The sequence below is a fragment of the Aliirhizobium sp. YIM B11859 genome, from assembly GCF_057163345.1.
This window is the reverse complement of record NZ_JBXHAY010000019.1, coordinates 1-17,611: the sequence shown is the minus strand read 5'-3', so window position 1 is coordinate 17,611 and position 17,611 is coordinate 1. Positions and strand designations below refer to the sequence as shown.

The following is a 17,611-nucleotide window of genomic DNA, read 5'->3' as shown; positions in this document are numbered from 1 at the left end:
TGCGGGCCATGGGGCTGCTAGTAAGCGGCCAACGCGATTTCCCGGCCCCCTGACGCTCGCTGCTCTGTTGAACCTCAGCCTGTGGCGGGGGGCCGGAATGCGGCCCTCCTTACATCTCGGAAAATCCCTTTCGAATTCAATCCCATCTTCACCCACATCGGTGTTGCGAAGTCTGGTGGAAACCGGAACGGCCAGGCCTGTGACGCGACAACTTCGCTAATTTTCGCCATGGCATCCTCCATTCAATGTCGGCCGGCTAGACTTGTCACACCGCCAAGATTCGAGAAAACTTCTGGTTTGGCCGCGCCTCGCCTCCGGTTCAACGAGCGCGAGTTTGGGGCCTAGTGCCTACATTCTGCGGCGGCGCTGCCGTCGCGGCGCTGGCGCGGCTGCGGATCCAACTTTCGCCTCCCAGATCACCAAAGGTCTGAAGCTACGCTCGTTCACTTTGTTGGATCGTAATTGATATCCCAATCTTTTTCGGCCTTCTTGCCTGGCGGATTACGATGAACCGTAGCGTCGTCCGAGCCGGTAATTACGGTCGGTTTGGCGCTGTGGACGCCAGAAGCTTTCCGATCCGCTTGTGAGCGTGCGTACTGACCTTTTGCGTCGTCTTCGGGATTGGCCATATCAGTCACCTTTCGTTTCGAGAGCATCATAGGGATCCATTGTTTTTGGCGCGGGCTCCATTGGGTTCTTTTATCCGTCGAATGGCTACTGGAACCTGCGGCTAAGCTGCGCCGAGATCATTGGAACGGCTGCTGCACCTGCTGGACCAAGGCGAAGTTTTTTCACCAGCTTCCCGAGGATGAAGGTGGTTGCCATGATTGCTGCAATGTGACGCCAAGGGTGGACGTCCTGTGAGCCCACAATGGCGGTCTCTCCCCGATCACTGAATGCCGCGAGCTGCTCGCGCAGGTCCGATAGATCCTTGCGGAGCAAGTTGATTTCTCGGCGCGCCGATTCGAGATCGCTCGGATCGTTATTCGCGCCCACATTGCTGACAGCTTGGTCGTCCGACTCCAGAATATGGTCTAGCTGATCGTCGCGCTTAAAACCTCTGGTTCTCATCTCGCCCATAAAATCCCTGTCCATTTGTTCACGTGTCGTATGTCATCCAGGGAAACCAAGCGGAAAACGCACAATCCATGGAAAGGATGCAATGCCTAAAAACTGGCCCCCAGCTGTAAAAGCATTCCGCTCGCAAAGGGGATATCAAAACCTTCAGCGCGTTGGGCCTGGTCTCGAAGTCGACGCCGATCTCCTTGATCGTTTGGTCGGAAATGCCGTCCGCTCACGGAAGCGACAATGGTCCAGACCCATGAGTGAGTTTCATGGTGAAGTTTGCACCACCTCCTGAACAAATGATGCTGATCGGATCAGCCGCCTGCGCAGCTTTCGCAAACTTCCTCACTGACCACGGGGCGGGTTTTTTCCAAGAACTGCGAGCACTCGGAGCTTCTCTTCTCCGGGCAAGCATAATATGCGATCGCGCCAGAACACGGCCGCCTGGTCAGGTTCGCTCGACGGTGGCTCAAAATGCCAAAGACCATCGAGGCCTGGCACGACGTCGATCTGGCCTCCGAGGCCGCGGTATCCAAACGCCAGGACTTCTGCATCGGTCATAGGTCGGTCACTAACATTCTTTCCCGAGGGGGGACATTGTTTCCCGAACATCCATGCAGCGTGCCAGAGCATCCTGCATGTTGCAATGCATGTCGCATCGGCTCAGACGGCTGGGATCGACTTTTATCCGAGGCGACCCCATCAATGGAGGGATAGTCGAGGAAAGCGTCCAGCCGCGCGAGCGGCTTGCCTAGCAAGCGTCTACCGCGCGGCCGTCAGCCGAAGCAGGCGGCAGAGATCGACAAGGCCTTGGTCATACGCTCCTGCGCTCACCGATGCACATCGATTCAGCATCTGGGCACGTTAAGCAGGCGACATTTGCCGTAGTGCTTGAACCTGCGCTTGCGCCAGGGCCGATCCTTGTCTGGTTCCCGGTGGCGTACCTGACGTGCTGCCAGTCGTTGGGTTTGTCCCTGTTCCCACACCACTGCCGCCAACGCCAATATCGACATCAGCTCCAAGCCATGTCCCGCCGCCGATGGAAGCGTCCACACCCGCATTCAAACCACGAGTACCGCCAACCGATGCGGATACCCCGGCATTAACGACACGGCTGCCGCCAACGGATGCGCCAACCCCAGCGTTGACACCGTTGCTTCCACCCACCGACGTACCGACACCTGCACCGAGGCCAGAACCCCGGCTGGACCCGACGCTGGCGCCTGCGGTTGCGCCCTGACTACGCCCCACCGACGCTCCAACGCTTGCTGTCAATGCCGCGTGAATTTTCCTCAGAGGGGGTGCGGACGAAAACTTGGACTAACAGGAGATAGTTCATGTATTCGTATGAAGACCGCATGAGGGCTGTGCAGCTCTATATCAAGCTCGGCAAGCGGGCGAATGCCACCATCCGTCAGTTGGGCTATCCGACGAAGAATCCCCTGAAGCATTGGCATCGGGAATTCGCACGCGGCGACGACTTGTTGGCAGGTTATGTGCGCACCAAACAGCGGTATTAGCCAAGTGCCTTGATGGTCCATGCCAGGCAGCGGCCGTTATCTAGATAGTGTTCAACGGCAATTCTCTTTTGATCATCCGTAAGGTAGGGATCGACCTGCCGAACATTTTAGGTGAGACAGTATCCATGAACGACGAAATCACAGCCTGGCGTCGTGATCTGCACGCCAACCCGGAATTAGGCTATGAACTTCCCCGCACCGCATCTTTTGTGGCCGAAAAACTGCGTGCATTTGGCTGTGATGAGGTTGCCGAGGGTATCGGCAGGAGCGGCGTTGTGGGTGTTATCCACGGGCAGAGCCAAACCTCCAGCAAGGTCATCGGGCTCCGCGCCGACATGGATGCCCTTCCCATTCATGAAGCGACGGGGCTGTCTTATGCCTCGACGACGGAGGGACGGATGCATGCTTGCGGGCATGACGGGCACACGGCAATGCTTCTGGGTGCCGCGAAGAGTTTGGCAGAAACACGCAACTTCGATGGCACGGTTATCTTGATCTTCCAGCCCGCAGAGGAAGGACAGGCGGGCGCGAAGGCAATGTGCGACGATGGCTTGATGACGCGTTGGGGGATCGATCGGGTATTCGCCCTTCACAACGAACCGGGCTTGGATATTGGTCGTTTTGCCACCCGCACGGGTGCGTTTGGGGCTGCCGTGGCAAGTTTCAAGATCACGGTAGATGGCAAGAGCGCTCATTCTGCCAGCCCTCAGGCCGGCGTTGACGCGCTGCTTCCCGCCGCCAACATACTTATTGCCCTGCAAACGGTCATCGCGCGCAACGTTCATCCGCTTAAAAGCGGCGTGATCTCCTTTGGATCTTTCCAAGGCGGGAAGCCGGGAGGCACGTTTGTTGGAGCGAGCGAGCTGCGTGGCCTGGCCCGCTGGTTCGAACCGGAGGTCCGAGACACCATGCATCGCCGCATCATTGATATTTCAGAGGGAATTGCAGCGTCGTACGGGGCAACTGCGACAGTGATATTCAGAAATTTGTATCCCGCAGTCGTCAATCATCCGGGCGAAACAGCGTTGGCTGTAGAAGCTGCCCGAATTGTTATGGGAGAGGATGCTGTCGATCCCGATCACGCGCAACTGATGGGGTCCGAGGACTTCGCTTTCATGCTCGAACAACGGCCCGGCAATATTGCGCTCCTTGGCAACGGCGGCACGGCTGGGCTGCACGATCCCAGCTATGATTTCAACGATGCGGCGATTCCTTACGGTGTCTCCTACTGGATACGGTTGGTCGAAACAGCCTTGCCGTTGCAGAAACCCTGATTTTGCAGCGTTGCAGAAGTCAGGACAACATATCGATCAAATGTCGGGATTTCCGCGACTGTATTCTTGAGCATAGGAGTTTGCCGTACTTGTTGAAGCTGGACCACCTCACCGTCATTGCCCCGACACTGGCCGAAGGGGTGTCGCATATCCAAGATTGCCTTGGCCTCGACGTGCCTTTCGGGACGCGCCACTTTTACATGGGCACCCACAATCACCGGCTTCAGCTCGGAAACTCCGTCTATCTGGAAATCGTGGCCCGCGATCCGGAGGGAAGGGAGCCGGGCCGGGCGCGCTGGTTCGGCCTCGACAATCAGGAACAGGTTAGATCGGACTGGATTGGAGGTCGCAGGCTGCGCGGATGGGTCGCCAACACGGATGCGATCGACCTCGTTGTTTCAGCCCATGGCGCGATCTTGGGCGACAAGGTTCCCCTCCCTGCCGAAAGCCCGACTTTCGATTTTGCCATCCCAACGGATGGCTCGCTTCCCTTGGACGGCGCGGTCCCTTCGATTATCAACCACCGGGGCGACACCAGCTATATCGCCTCTATTCCCGATCTGGATGCTCGCCTTCATTCGTTTACTCTTGAGCATCCGGACCCGACCCGCATTGCGGCGCTCTACCGGGAACTTACTATCAAGAATCCGCCTGTCATCGTCCAAGGCCCTGAAGTCCGATACCGGGCGCTCATCGAGACGCCGGCCGGATTGAAAGAGCTAACCTGACCGTGGCGACGCGGATGATCTGTCGCGCAAATCCTGATTTTGCGATGCTGCAAAAGCCAGGCGTTCAAATCGAGCAAAAGTCGGGATATTTGCGAACTCCTACCGCCGCTTCATTAGATCAAACACCCTCCCGTCGATTGCTAGCAGGCCAGCGCCGATGAGCGCCATTCCAGTATAGTGACGGAGCGCCAACGTCTCACCCAAGAACAGGACCCCCAGCAGAATGGCGCTGACAGGAATGAGCAGGGTGACAAGGGCCGCGTTGACCGCCCCAGCGGAGGCTAGAATTCGGAAGAAGACCACATAAGCCAAGGCTGTTGATGCGACAGCCAGTGCGATCAGTGACGCGATCACGGCAAGGCTTGGAAGCGGCAAATTCCACGGCCTGTCTATCAGGAGAATAATCGGAACCATCATCAGCGTGGTTGCGGTGAGCTGACCGAAGGCGACCTGCGTCGCGGAAAATCCCATGGACTTGAACCTTCGGCCATATACACCCGCGAATCCGTAAGAAAGCGCAGCACCAAGGCAGGCAAGCATTCCCACGAGAGCGAAGCCCTTGCTGTCCAGAAGGTTTCCGCCGAACAGCACGACGACACCGAAAAAGCCGAAGCCGATCCCGACGGTCTTGTTTGCTGCCATGCGTTCGTCGTCCAACAGAAAATGCGCAACGATGATGGAAAATATTGGCGTGGTCGCATTCAGGATCGAGGCAAGCCCGCTCGGGATCATGGTCTGCGCCCAGAAAAGCAGGCTGAAGGGCAACAGGTTGTTCAAAAAGCCCATGATGAAGAAGGCTTGCAGCGCATGCCCTTTGAGCGGCCAGCCCTCTTCACGGAACCTAAGGACAACCGCCAGAGCCAGAGCGGCAAGTCCTGTCCGCGCGGTCACCACAGTCAGCGGCGGAAGCTCCCGTACCGCAACCGCGGCGAAGAAGAACGCCCCACCCCAAAGGAGGGACAGAAGGAGCAGCAGGCTCCAGTCCTGAAATGTCATTCGCATTGCCCAACCCTCGCACCTTGATCCTGCCAAGGAATTACTGGCTAGCGCGTGTTGAGGCTGGCAGTTTTCGGACCCTATCATCTGTAAAGGCCTCGCCTCTTTCGGACGAGAAGCTAAGGTCAGGTCATGCTTGATTTCGACACTTGCAATGATGCGCGACTGCGGCGCGACCCGGCTTATGACGGGCTGTTCTTTACCGCTGTCCGAACGACAGGCATTTATTGCCGACCGGTGTGCCCCGTAAAGCATCCGCTGACGAAGAACGTCAGCTATTACCCGACAGCCGCAGCGGCCGAGCGGGCAGGGTATCGTCCCTGTCTGCGATGCCGCCCCGAGACCGCGCCATATTGCCCCGCATGGAAGGGGACCAGGACCACCGTAGAGCGTGCCTTAAAGATGATTGAGAGCGGCGCGCTTGATCATGGATCGGTAGAAGACCTTGCTGTCTCCCTTGGTGTGGGAGCAAGGCACCTTTCGCGGTTATTCGCCCGGCACGTCGGGGCTTCGCCAGTTCAGACAGCGCAAACCCTGCGCATTGGACGCGCCAAACGGTTGCTCGATGAAAGCGCGCTTCAGCTGACCGAAATCGCGTTTCAGTCCGGATTTGGTAGTGTCAGGAGCTTCAATGCTGCATTTCTCAATCTCTATGGACGCCCACCGTCTTCGATACGCAGGCCGAAGCACTCATAATGGAAAACGGCTTTGCTGGTGAAATCCTAATACCTGCCAGTACTTGTAGGGTGCAGATCTGCACGTTGCTCCTACTAAAAAAATTCTGCCAAAATTGTCCTGTTCAGTGAAAAAGGACAAACCATGATAAGAGCGGATTTCGATAATTTACGAGATGATGACCCCGATCTTCTCGAAAACACGCCCTTGCCAAAAGTTATCTCGCGTCTACGAAATGCCTTTTATACCCGTCTTTCAGATTTTGACGAAATGACTGACATTCAGATGTTGCGTGACCCGGCGATCAACTGGCGTATTATCAAAGCCGTGAGGGCTGAGCGGGCGGGCATTGCTAGGAGCCAAATATCTCCACTACAAAACTGATCGCCTTTGACGTAGACGGCACGTTGCTGCGTGGCGAAAACATCTGCGGGTGTATTGCGAGGAATATTGGCCGTACGGCCGAAATGGACGCCTTCGAGCTTTTCCGTTCACGCGAGGAGATCACCATGGGGCGGCAAACCATGCTGGAATGGTATGAGCCCTTCAGCAGACCTGCGCTGCTCGCATATCTTCGGGATCTACGCCTTGCGCCGGGTGTCCGGCGCGGCTTTGCCCGTCTGAAAGATGAAGGCTTTAAGATCGCGCTGGTTTCGATCACATGGCAATTTGCCGTTGATTGGTTAGCCACAGATCTAGGTGCGGACTACGCAATAGGCACGGGATGGAGTGACGACGGTAAGATTGCTCACTTTTGGCCGGAAGATAAAGCAACCTGGCTGCGAACCCTGCTTGCCCGGCTTCAGATCGACCAAGACGCACTGACGGCAGTAGGAGACTCCTACGGCGACATACCGATGTTGCAGTTCGCAAGGCGCGGCTATTTTGTGGGGCACAATCTTCCGGCGGAAATTTGCCACGTCACCCATTGGCCTGACGCTAACATTGAGGCCATCGTTGATGATGTGCTCCAGTCTATGTCGCGAAAATCCTGAATTCGGACGCTGCAAAAGTCAGCTATAAAAATCGAGCAACTGTCGGGATTTTTGCGAACGCTGCAGAGCTCGAGACACATCTTCAACACGCCCCTCGTTGTAAATTCACAACGAACCTTGCCTCATCGCCCAAGCTCAAGTAGCAGAGGAAAAGTGGACAAATTTTGTCATATTAATGTCCACTGTTTATGTGGGGACATTTATGCTGATCAGAGATAAAAAAGTGGCGTGGCTCTCAACGGCTGCGCTCATGATATTGGGATCATGCGTTGCAGGGACCGTTCGTGGGCAAGAGATTGGGGACAATGCCGGCGTGCAGAGCTCCACGACACTGGCGCCAATCGTGGTGACGGGCAGTGGAGAAGGGGTGACGGATATCGTCGAAAGCGACGGTTATGTTCCGAAATCCGGGCGGACCGCTACAAAGACCAACACGCCGGTCGCCGAAACTGCCCAGCCGGTCTCGGTCGTCAACCGAAAGCAACTTGATGATCGCCAGCCACAAAACGTAACGGAAGCGATCAGCTATATTCCCGGTGTGCGTGGCGGCCAATATGGCGCGGAGCCTCGTTACGATGCGTTCAAGATCCGCGGTATAGATCTCACCTATACCGGCATTTTCAGGGATGGGCTGCGCCAGATCAGCAGCCCCAACGGACTTTTTCGCATCGAGCCATATGGCGTCGAGGCTTTGACGGTCCTACGAGGACCCGCAGCATCAATCTATGGCGCGAGCAGCTCTGGCGGCATCGTCGATATCATTTCCAAGCGGCCGACCGAAGAGCGTCTGCGTGAGGTCGAGTTGCAATACGGGTCGTATGGCCGTGTCCAGACGGCCTTCGATTTTTCCGGTCCGCTCACAGAGGATGGAGTTCTGCTCTATCGCCTGACCGGGGTCGCACGCGACGCCCGCAACGAGATCGAGGCGATCAAAGACGATCGCCTGATGATTGCGCCGGCACTCACCTGGAAACCGGATGAAGGCACCAAACTCACCATCCTTGGCGAATACATGGACTCCACCACTGGTGGAACGTGGGGCTATATCAACAATTATGGTCCCTCGGGGACCTCAATCGGTGCCGTTCCGGTTTATGGCGGCGATGCGCGCTTCAACGATTTCACCCAGAAGCAGTGGCGCATCGGCTACGAGCTCGAACACGAACTGACTGACGGTCTGACGCTTCACCACAAGCTGCGGTATTCGGATCTGTCAGCCAAACAGGAATATGTCTTCCAAAACTATCCGGGCATCGGCTACGAGGACAATCGCGGTCTGGCGACCGACACGTACCTGGAAGGTGAATTCGAGACCGGTGCGGCCAGACACAAGCTGATTGGCGGCGTCGATTACAGCTTCATGGAGTATGATGCGAAGCAGGGCAGCGGTCCGGATCTCTTCACCGATGATTTCACTTACGTTCCGGAATTAACCTACTTCGAAAAGCAGAAGCAAAATTCGATCGGGATCTATCTTCAGGATCAGATTGAAATCGATGCCTGGCGCATCGGCCTCGGACTGAGGCATGATTGGCATCGGAGCGAATATTCGCCGGGTGGCGTCGAATATTCTCGCAATGACAGCCAAACGACCGGCCGTGCCTCGATCGGCTATGTCACGCCGTGGAATGTCATGCCCTACATCAGCTACGGAACGTCCTATGTGGCCAACCCGGGCGTCATACTGGCTTCGGGCGGCAGCGCGTCACAAGCAGACCCGACTCTTGGCAAGCAGTACGAGATCGGCGTGAAGTATCAGATCCCGGATCAGAACGTGCTGATCTCCGCCGCTTTCTTCAATATCGATCAGGAAAACGCATCCGTCTACGAGACTTCGTCGGGCGTCAACCTTCTGAGACAGCTGGATCTGCGCTCCCGTGGCGTTGAAGTTGAAGTCACGGCGTCGCTCGACAACGGGCTCAGCTTCACCGGCGGCTATTCCTACAATGATGTGAAGATCACCAAGCTAACGCCCGAGACCGCCGGCAATCAGCTCAACTCGTCCCCCTACCACATGTTCTCGTTGTGGGCGGACTACGAGGTGCAAAGTGGTGCACTCGAAGGGATCGGCGTTGGCGCGGGCGTGCGCTACGTGGGTTCGAGCTTCGGTGATAACGTCCACACGCCGGTTCTTAACAACGGCGCTCGCACCTTTGTCGACGCATCCCTGCGGTATGATCTTGGCAAGCTTCACCCGGCGATGGATGGCGTGAAACTGCAGGTCAACGCCACCAACCTGCTCAACGAGGTAAACCAAGTCTGCACGACCGGCTTCTGCTACTATGACCAAGGCCGCAAGGTTGTCGCCAGCGTGCGCTATCGCTTCTGATGCGGGCGAGCGAAGACACAACGTCCTTTCCTTCGCCGGTGGCGATCTTCGTCGCCATCGGTGGGGTATATGTGGCGCAGAGCGTCATCGGCGGACTGACGATGCTGGGGTTGCCCGCCGTTTTGCGCGCGCAGGGCCTGCCGCTCGACCAGATCGGGCTCCTCTACCTGACGGTATTGCCTTGGGCGTTGAAATTCCTGTGGGCGCCACGGGTGGAGCGGTTTCGACTGCCGGTGTTCGGTCGGAACCGGTCGAACGTCATCGTTCTTATCGGCAACTTAAGTGCTGTCGCCGGTATTGTCCTTGTCGGAGCCCTCCAGCCTGCCATTCTTCTGCCGGTCATTATCACCTTGACCTTTGTTGCCCTGGCGGCATCGACTGTCGACATCGCCTGCGACGGCTATGCAGTGGAGAACCTCGCCAGGCGGCACCACGGCTGGGGCAATGCCGCGCAGGTCGGCGGCTCCTATTTGGGGTCGGCGATCGGTGGCGGCCTCTTCCTCGTTCTGGTCAACAGGATAGGATGGCACTATGCCTGCTTCATCATGGCGGCGGTCATCCTCGCGCTCAGCCTGCCATTCTCGGTTGGCCCGGCTGCGAAGGAAGTCGAGAGGCAACGCAGCCACATACCGTCGCTTGCTGCAACGATCCGTCGCCCGGAGATCCGTCGCGGCATGCTGGCGACGGCCATGTTCGTCGCCGCGCAGAAATGGGGACTGTCCATGCTAGGCCCGTTTTTGATCGACCAGGGCTTCGATCTTGCCACGATCGGAATCGTGAACGGCACAGGGAGCATGTTTATCGGCCTCGCCGGTGCGCTGCTTGGGGGCGCTCTGGTGCGCTTGTTCGGGACGCGCGTCGTGTTGGCAGCCGCGCTTGTCGGGCAGGCGGCGCTTCTGGCCGGTCTTGCCTATGCCGGATTGGGCGGAGCGATGCCGCGCACTGCAATGCTCGCGATCGCGATTGGCAGTTCGTCGGGCATCATGTCAATCGGGTTCGTCGCGCTATACGCCCAGTTCATGGACTGGTCCAATCCCAAGCAGGCCGGTGTCGATTTTACGGTCTTTCAATGCATGGATGGGATTGTCAGCATCGCCGGAGGACTTGCGACGGGATGGATCGCCGAGCGGCTCGGCTATGCCAGTATCTTCACCGGCGCCAGCATCATTTGTCTTGTCGTCATTATTCCGACCTTTTTCTTGCTGCGGAGGCCTTCGTGAAATCATTCGGGACTGTGTCTACACACAATGCGGCGGCCATGGCTTCCGAACTGCTGGAAACCTTCCGCGACCATGCGCAGGTCCGAAGCGATGGTGATCGCCACACGATCGTGATGCGGTACGGAGAGGCCATGATAGAGGTATTGCCCGGCCGCCTTGCCATCACCGCCTTGGCGGACGACGATATCCGGCTTTCCTACGTCAAAATGGCGGTTGCAGAGCATCTGGCCGTTCATCCGATCGGCGGCAGACAGAAGATCGAATGGCAAGGCGTTGCGACGGCTACAACCAGTCCGCCGTTTTTTCAGACCATTGAGGTCGTCGCCTCGGCGCTAGTGAGCCCGCATATGAAACGGATCACCTTCAAGGGTGCATCGTTCCGGTCCTATGCCCGTGGCGGACTGCATGTCCGGTTGCTGTTTCCGCCGGCAGGTCGTCGGGCCGTGTGGCCTTCGGTCAATGCCGAGGGCCGCATCGTTTGGCCGGATGGCGACGATGCGATTGCTGCACGCGTTTATACGATCCGCAGAATCAACGCCGACAAGGGCGAGATAGAGATCGATTTCGTCCTGCACGAAACCGGATGTCTTCGTTCTCCGGGGGTAGATTTCGGGCAGAACGCTCGCCCGGGTGATACGATAGGCATCTTTGCGCCCGGAGGCGACGAGATCCCGAAGGCGGATTCGCTTGTGCTTCTAGGCGACGAGACTGCCTTGCCGGCCATGGCCCGCATCGTCGAAGAACTTCCGGCAACATCCATGGCACGTGTCTTTGCACAGGTCGGCAGCCCCGCCGATCACTACGATTTCCCGCCGTCCGACAATGTCGAGCTGACCTATCTCTATCGGGAAGAAGAGACGGGGAGGGGGGCAACTCTCCCGGGGGCGCTGGAAGAAAGTCTGGGCGGTTGGCAGGGTGATACGCCATTCATTTGGGCCGGATGCGAGTTCAACGATTATCTCGCTGTTCGGCGGTTTGCCCGAGAAAATTTGAACCTTCCGCGCGATCGGCTTAGCGTTGTGGCATATTGGCGAGACCGCAGACCGGAGAGCAATGCTTCGCAAAACTCCTGATTTTGCAGCGTTGCAAAAGTCGGGATAGCATATCGAACAAATCTCGGGAATTTTGCGACAGGGAAGCGCCCCGTCAGTGCGGTTCTCTGACCATCGTGAGCGCAGCTGCGAGTGTCGTGTCGCGGCCACCAGCCAGATCGGCGCAAGTCGGCGCGGCGACTACGTCGGGCATAAGCAATCCTGCCGGCACCATCTCGCGTGCGATCTCCGGTGGCGTCAATATGGGGTCGGCCTTCCCTTCGGCCCAATCGTGCCAGCCGTCCGAATAGCGGATCGAAAGGCCGGACTGCGGCAATACCTCGGTGCCGCCCTCGGCGTGAAAGGCCGCCGCGTCCCCCATCTCCTCGCCGACCAGACGACCGCCCGCGTGGAACTTCAGCAGCGCCGCGGCGACGAGCGCCGCCGAGAAGGTGAACTTGTCGACCAACACCGCGAGCGCCGCCCCGGGAGCGGCCTCCGGCAAGTCGCGCGCGAAGGTGGCGGCGCCGAAGAAGTCGCCGCCCGGATTGCCGCGCAGATCGACCACGAGACGGCGCGCCCCCCGCATTTCCGCCGCGATGGCTAAGAGTTGCGCCACGGTCACTATCGGCGGAGCGGCGCTGAGATCGCCGATCCGGACATAGGGAACCTGCCCTGCAAGATGGCGCAGGAAGGTGCCGCGCCTTGCCTCGCCGGCTTCGGCGATCCCTTGGCGGGCGATCAGGCGGTCTGCCACTCCTCGCTCTGCAACGGGATAGAGCAGCTCCGCCGGGACCGTATCGTCGGTAGCGAGCTCAACCAGATCCCCGCCGACGGTCGCAAAGCGATAGACCGGAGCAGTCCACACATCTGTTGCCAGCGCGACGGCGGGCGGCCAAGCCAGCATGAACCCGGCCAGCGCCCGCGCCCTTTGATCCGTGCCAGCAAGGTAGGGGCGCAGCCTGGCGAAGATTTCCGCGACCGACATGCCGTTCACCGCAAGAAGCCGAGCGCCCGCTTGCGGTCCCTCGACGAGGCAGGGCCCGTCTGCCAGCCACACCAGGCGTATCGGCGCCACCTGGACAGCAGCATTCGCAATGGCACGGCTGTGGCCGTTGCGGCCGAGCGCCAGCGTTCTCATCGCTTCCAGCCGGAAACCGTCTATCGTGGCTGCTTGGGCAAGACGCGCCTCGGCGGCATTGAGGTCAGCCCCGGATACGCCTTGAAACGCGGTTTCTTTTGCGGCGATGTCTCGGATACGGCGGGCTTCGTGAGCGAACATGCTCATTTTTAGCAGTCCTGAGCGCAACTTCGCAACTATCCGGCACGAGGCCCTGGCCGATTATGGCTGCTAATGGCGCGAGGCCGACGTCGGCCCTCCGCCCAAACCGGTCATCGAACCTTGCCAATCACCTGTTTGCGTCAAGATCGACATACCTATCGATATGTTGGAGCCATTTGCGTTCAATGGCCGCTTCGATGTCAATTTCGTTCGCCCGGAGATATCCGCCGCTTTTCGTCGGCATCCACTATTGCGTCTGGCTACCTCAACGAAGAAGTCCATCAGCCAAAATCATCAGCGCAAATGATGATAAACATAGGCCAATGCTACCAAACATCGCTGCTCGCAGGCCTTTAAACCGACTGCTAGTGAAGAAGGCGCTCGAACGGCTGAATTTGCGCCCCTGACGCTCGCCCAGAGATAGTTTTTCTTCTCCCGGAAGAGTTACTAGCGCTTTTGTGCGTTGGATGATGAGTGCATTTGTAATGATGCCTCCCAACACACCGAGTGCAAAGAGTGCCATCAGTGAATTCTGGATGATTTCGAAAGAGATAGCCAATTCAACCTCCACGGACCGTGTCGAGAAAATACCTCTTATCGGTTAATATGGTGCGACCGCCCCACACGTCCGCTTGTAGCGCATGGCTGCCTTCGGCCCATTGTAGACTTAGGGGGTGGTGTGATCAATTGGCACCCAAAACTGGGATAATGAGGCACCACCAAGGAAGCAACGAATGAGGGGCAGACTACCCACTACGAAGCTTATCTTTGCCACGGCTTAGCGACATGGCTGAGGTGACGCGGGCAGCGACGGCGTCGCAGAAGCCCTAGTTTTGCGCCGTCGCGGAAGTCCGGCAATCAAATCGAACAGAACTCGGGAATTTTGCGAATCTTGATCGCTAGGATGGGTGATGGTCGACCGTAAACTGGAGCTGTTGCTACTACATGCGCTTCCTCTCGACGGAACCATGTGGGCGGGACAGATGGAGCTCCTGCCGGGAGCGACCTACGCCCCAACTCTCTATTCATTTGGGGACCGTATTGAATCCTGGGCGGAAAAGGCGTTGGCGCTGACGACGGCCAAGCGCCTTATCGTGGTCGGCTGTTCTGTCGGTGGATCTTGTGCATTGGAAGTGGCTGCTCTTGCGCCCGATCGCGTCGCCGCTCTCGTTCTGATCGGCACCAAGGCATGGCGGCGGTTGGACCTCGCGTATCATGCTTCGTCCCTTGAGACGTTACGTGAGAGAGGACTGGAATCTGGGTGGAACGAGTATTGGGCGCCGTTATTTGCGAAAGAAGCATCGCCTCTCGCGATGGAAGAGGCGAAGCGCATCACCATGCGTCAGCCGTTGGAAGATGTGGCGCGAGGTGTCACGGTTTTTCATACGCGACCGAGCCGGGGTGAGGTTCTTTCGATTTTTCCGGGATCGGTTGCGGTTGTTACCGGAGCGGAAGACGTTGCGCCGGGAGTCGAAACCAGTAGGAAACAGGCTGAAATGGCCCCAAATGGCAGTCTGCATGTTATTCCAGATTGCGGTCATTACGTGCCGATCGAGCGGCCGGAGGCGGTCAATTCTATTATCCGGGAGGTAATCTCCGCTTATGCCTAGGGTGGTGATGGAGGGCTTTACCGGCCTAATCGACCGAATAACACCTGAGTGCATGTCAAACCAAGTCCGCCTTATCGGCATCGCTGGCTTAAGTGGGGCGGGCAAAACGACACTTTGCCGGGCGATTGTGGAGGCTCTTCCGGGAATTGCTTATCATCTCGATTGCGACAGGTTTTCCGCCTTCAGCTATTCTGAACGACAATCCCGGCTAGATATGGCTATCAAATCAGGTGACCCGGACGCCATATCCGCTGAGGAAAACCCCCGCCATTGGTACGCTTGGGCTGCGGTGGAGGATGCCCTGCGCAGCCTGCAAAGCCGCAGAATGTTCGCCTATGATCGCGCATGGAACAAAAGGACCGGGGTGCTGGATTCGAATTACACCATCGCGCTTCCGATCGATGGTCCTGCGCTCGTGCTGTGCGATTGCATTTATCTTCTTCATACTCCTGTTCGGCAGTGGTTTGATAGAGTCCTTTATGTCGAAGCACCGTTTGGCCTGACCGTTGAGCGTGGACGGGCGCGCGCGCCAAATGCCGAGCGAGCGGCATATATGGAGCAGTTGCACCGCACCTATAGCTTACCGTACTTCGAAGACTATGCTCCAAGTGCCGACTGGTTCTATGACGGTAGTACGTGAAGCGAAATCCGGAAATTTCTCGATAGCTTGACGAATCGGCGCTCGCCCGACAAGCTTACCGCGGCGTGGCCTGCGCCCAACCTCCCAGACCTTCCCCAGCATGGTCTTGAACGGAGGCAAAGGGACTTGAGTCTCGGGTCGCTTGTCTTGGTCCGATCGTGTCGGGCGGGTTGCTGGGGAACTGCGTCCGGGACGTGAAAGGCCAGACCGTGACCCAAAACGGAAATCTTAAACGCCGCGTACGTGCTCGCGCTGCCAAAACAGGCGAATCTTATACAGCAGCTCTCCAGCACATCCGCCAACCTTCGGACGAGCCTACGGTTCGGTCACTACGGATAGCGGTAGCCCAAACATCTCTATTCGATGATCCTCGTGATGTCTCGGCGCTTCAATCCAGTGGAACGGAGACGCGGCGTCTTATGCGAGAGGCCCATAAAGCCGGAGCTCGCCTTTTGCATTTCCCAGAAGGGACGACCTGCTGGCCGCATAAAAGGATCATGTCCGAAATCGGCCCTAGAGAAATCGGTCCTTCCGATTGGACACGCTTCGAATGGGACGCTTTGCGCGATGAGCTGGAAGCAACCAGAAAACTTGCGCGCGAGCTTAAACTCTGGACCATTTTCGGTTCCGTTCATCAGCTTACCTCGCCGCACCGGCCACACAACAGCCTGTATGTAGTTTCCGATTATGGGGAGCTGGTGACGCGCTACGACGAGCGCCTTCTATCGAATACGAAAATTTCCTTCATGTATTCGCCGGGGAAGACCGCTGTGACCTTTGAGGTGGATGGCTTTCGTTTCGGGTGCGCGATGGGCATGGAAGTGCATTACCCCGAGCTATTCATAGAATATGAAAAGCTCGATGTTGATTGCGTCCTATTTTCAACGGCCGGGGATAGCCCCGATAGTGCTCCGGCATTCGCTGCTGAAGCATTGGGGCATGCGGCCAGCAATGTTTACTGGGTCAGCTATTCTACCCTTGCACCTCAAAGCCCTGCCGCCCCCTCGGGCATCGCTGGACCAGACGGGAAGTGGGCAGCGCAATGCCCTATGAATGGATTACCTGCTATTGCTGTCGCGGATATCGCCCCCCATCCCGAGAGCCGTGCACGGCCATGGCGGCGGAATGCTCGCAGCGATCTCTATGTTCCCCATCAGATCGACGGTGATCCAAGGAGCGATAGAAGGAACCTCTTTTAGGCGAACATCAATCCATCGGGGCCGCCCGCCGGCCCCGACCCTATACCCTGATGTCGCGTATTTCCTGATTTTGCAGCGCTGCAAAGTCGGGATAACATATCGCGCAAAATCCGGACTTCTGCGAGAGCCAAGATGTTGGAAAAGATTGATATTGAGGTGTTCCGGAAGCTCGAACAGGAATTGCACAGGCCGGATATTCGCTGTTCAAAAGAGGCCGTCTCCGCGCGGCTGGCAGACGATTTTCTGGAGTTTGGCAGCTCCGGCCGGGTCTACGACAAAGTCGTTGTCATCGATGCCTTGGCGAATGAAGCGCCCGCAGATAATACCGCTGTACCGGAAGTTCACGACTTCACCGCCAAAATGATCGCACCTGATACGGTATTGGTTTTATACCGCAGTGTACGGCAGCCAGATGACGCGGGGTCAACCAAAACAACTCTCCGGAGTTCGATCTGGAGGCGAGTCGATGGACAATGGAGGATGTTTTTCCATCAGGGTACCATTGTTCCGGATCGTTAAATCGGAGCTTTGCGACAGGGAGCGGCGACTTCCTATCCCAAAACGGACTCTCCTCAGCCTAAGATTGACAAGTAGAAGGCTTCTGCGCACAATTCATGCTCGGTAGATACAGCCTGCTGCTTGCGCCCCGTCGGGGTACGGTGAATGTATCGAGCCACTTATGGCTCCCTTTGCCCGGACGAACGGGTCAGCAACGCAAGCCCCTGACGCTCTCCGTTCGTTTACGCAAAGGATCATCTCATGCGCGATTTCCGCGATGCCAAAGCTATGGCGAAAACGCTACGTGAAGCGCTTCACGCCAAATCTGTCACCTTCACCAACAGTGAGAGCCAAGAGCTCGTTGCCCGAATTCTTGGCTATCGAGACTGGAACGTGTTGGCCACGGATCCAGGCGACCCAGTCGTCTGCGACCTCGGCCCATGCTAGCACGCCTTTTCCAGCCGGGTCGGATATTCCAATCGTTCCTATGCGGGACATGGTCCTGTTTCCGCACATGATCTCGCGAATTTTCGTGGCGCGCGACAAAAC

At 57.6% G+C, this 17,611-nt stretch carries 18 protein-coding genes and 1 pseudogene; 14 read left to right on the top strand and 5 right to left on the bottom strand.

All coding sequences use genetic code 11. The features are described 5' to 3' along the window. Window positions 1-443 precede the first annotated feature (443 nt). Together AC2GXZ_RS30995 and AC2GXZ_RS30990 are read right to left on the bottom strand one after the other, a co-directional pair. Window positions 444-629: a hypothetical protein gene (locus AC2GXZ_RS30995; protein WP_483763100.1), complete on the bottom strand. Its 186-nt coding sequence runs from the start codon at window positions 627-629 to the stop codon at window positions 444-446. Between the two features lie 85 nt (window positions 630-714). Then, window positions 715-1,080: a hypothetical protein gene (locus AC2GXZ_RS30990; RefSeq protein ID WP_483763099.1), complete on the bottom strand. Its 366-nt coding sequence runs from the start codon at window positions 1,078-1,080 to the stop codon at window positions 715-717. A 1,322-nt stretch (window positions 1,081-2,402) separates the two neighbouring features. On the opposite strand from AC2GXZ_RS30990, the pseudogene AC2GXZ_RS30985 reads away from it, so the two are divergent. The 3 genes and pseudogenes from AC2GXZ_RS30985 to AC2GXZ_RS30975 all read left to right on the top strand — a co-directional run. Continuing rightward, window positions 2,403-2,582 (top strand): annotated as a pseudogene (locus AC2GXZ_RS30985) (IS3 family transposase); the annotation flags it as partial. 128 nt (window positions 2,583-2,710) lie between these two features. After that, window positions 2,711-3,859, top strand: a complete 1,149-nt coding sequence (locus AC2GXZ_RS30980) for a M20 aminoacylase family protein (RefSeq protein ID WP_483763098.1) — start codon at window positions 2,711-2,713, stop codon at window positions 3,857-3,859. Between the two features lie 89 nt (window positions 3,860-3,948). Beyond that, entirely contained in the window at window positions 3,949-4,587 is a 639-nt protein-coding gene (locus AC2GXZ_RS30975) for a VOC family protein (protein ID WP_483763097.1), read from the top strand. A 99-nt stretch (window positions 4,588-4,686) separates the two neighbouring features. Here AC2GXZ_RS30975 and AC2GXZ_RS30970 read toward each other — a convergent pair whose 3' ends face one another. Further along, window positions 4,687-5,583 carry a DMT family transporter gene (locus AC2GXZ_RS30970; protein ID WP_483763096.1) on the bottom strand — a complete coding sequence of 299 codons (897 nt, stop codon included), beginning with the start codon at window positions 5,581-5,583 and terminating at the stop codon, window positions 4,687-4,689. Between the two features lie 132 nt (window positions 5,584-5,715). Between AC2GXZ_RS30970 and AC2GXZ_RS30965 the strand changes: the two genes are divergently transcribed. The 6 genes from AC2GXZ_RS30965 (at window position 5,716) to AC2GXZ_RS30940 (ending at window position 11,875) form a co-directional block, all read left to right on the top strand. Beyond that, window positions 5,716-6,279 carry a bifunctional transcriptional activator/DNA repair enzyme AdaA gene (locus tag AC2GXZ_RS30965; protein ID WP_483763095.1) on the top strand — a complete coding sequence of 188 codons (564 nt, stop codon included), beginning with the start codon at window positions 5,716-5,718 and terminating at the stop codon, window positions 6,277-6,279. A 123-nt stretch (window positions 6,280-6,402) separates the two neighbouring features. Further along, window positions 6,403-6,642 carry a hypothetical protein gene (locus AC2GXZ_RS30960; RefSeq protein WP_483763094.1) on the top strand — a complete coding sequence of 80 codons (240 nt, stop codon included), beginning with the start codon at window positions 6,403-6,405 and terminating at the stop codon, window positions 6,640-6,642. Then, window positions 6,624-7,253 carry an HAD family hydrolase gene (locus tag AC2GXZ_RS30955; protein ID WP_483763117.1) on the top strand — a complete coding sequence of 210 codons (630 nt, stop codon included), beginning with the start codon at window positions 6,624-6,626 and terminating at the stop codon, window positions 7,251-7,253. Before AC2GXZ_RS30960 ends, AC2GXZ_RS30955 begins: the two co-directional genes overlap by 19 nt. 250 nt (window positions 7,254-7,503) lie before the next feature. Further along, window positions 7,504-9,582, top strand: a complete 2,079-nt coding sequence (locus AC2GXZ_RS30950; protein ID WP_483763093.1) for a TonB-dependent siderophore receptor — start codon at window positions 7,504-7,506, stop codon at window positions 9,580-9,582. Further along, window positions 9,582-10,802: an MFS transporter gene (locus AC2GXZ_RS30945; RefSeq protein WP_483763092.1), complete on the top strand. Its 1,221-nt coding sequence runs from the start codon at window positions 9,582-9,584 to the stop codon at window positions 10,800-10,802. Before AC2GXZ_RS30950 ends, AC2GXZ_RS30945 begins: the two co-directional genes overlap by 1 nt. Next, a complete protein-coding gene (locus tag AC2GXZ_RS30940; protein WP_483763091.1) occupies window positions 10,697-11,875 on the top strand; it encodes a DUF2218 domain-containing protein in 1,179 nt (392 codons plus the stop codon). Before AC2GXZ_RS30945 ends, AC2GXZ_RS30940 begins: the two co-directional genes overlap by 106 nt. A gap of 73 nt (window positions 11,876-11,948) precedes the next feature. Here AC2GXZ_RS30940 and AC2GXZ_RS30935 read toward each other — a convergent pair whose 3' ends face one another. After that, a complete protein-coding gene (locus AC2GXZ_RS30935) occupies window positions 11,949-13,121 on the bottom strand; it encodes a S41 family peptidase (RefSeq protein WP_483763090.1) in 1,173 nt (390 codons plus the stop codon). 259 nt (window positions 13,122-13,380) lie between these two features. Next, a complete protein-coding gene (locus tag AC2GXZ_RS30930) occupies window positions 13,381-13,674 on the bottom strand; it encodes a hypothetical protein (RefSeq protein WP_483763089.1) in 294 nt (97 codons plus the stop codon). Between the two features lie 352 nt (window positions 13,675-14,026). Here AC2GXZ_RS30930 and AC2GXZ_RS30925 point away from each other — a divergent pair, with 352 nt between their 5' ends. The 5 genes from AC2GXZ_RS30925 (at window position 14,027) to AC2GXZ_RS30905 (ending at window position 17,509) form a co-directional block, all read left to right on the top strand. Then, window positions 14,027-14,725 (top strand): alpha/beta fold hydrolase, encoded by a 699-nt coding sequence (locus AC2GXZ_RS30925; RefSeq protein ID WP_483763088.1) that lies wholly within the window; start codon window positions 14,027-14,029, stop codon window positions 14,723-14,725. A gap of 7 nt (window positions 14,726-14,732) precedes the next feature. Beyond that, on the top strand, window positions 14,733-15,365 hold the full coding sequence (locus AC2GXZ_RS30920; RefSeq protein WP_483763087.1) for a hypothetical protein: 633 nt from the start codon (window positions 14,733-14,735) through the stop codon (window positions 15,363-15,365). A gap of 209 nt (window positions 15,366-15,574) precedes the next feature. Then, the gene (locus tag AC2GXZ_RS30915; protein WP_483763116.1) at window positions 15,575-16,564 is read left to right on the top strand and encodes a carbon-nitrogen hydrolase family protein; all 990 of its coding nucleotides are present in this window, start codon (window positions 15,575-15,577) and stop codon (window positions 16,562-16,564) included. Between the two features lie 132 nt (window positions 16,565-16,696). Then, window positions 16,697-17,083, top strand: coding sequence for a nuclear transport factor 2 family protein (locus AC2GXZ_RS30910; protein WP_483763086.1), 387 nt, complete (start codon window positions 16,697-16,699; stop codon window positions 17,081-17,083). Between the two features lie 240 nt (window positions 17,084-17,323). Further along, window positions 17,324-17,509 (top strand): glyoxalase superfamily protein, encoded by a 186-nt coding sequence (locus tag AC2GXZ_RS30905; RefSeq protein WP_483763085.1) that lies wholly within the window; start codon window positions 17,324-17,326, stop codon window positions 17,507-17,509. Window positions 17,510-17,611 lie beyond the last annotated feature (102 nt).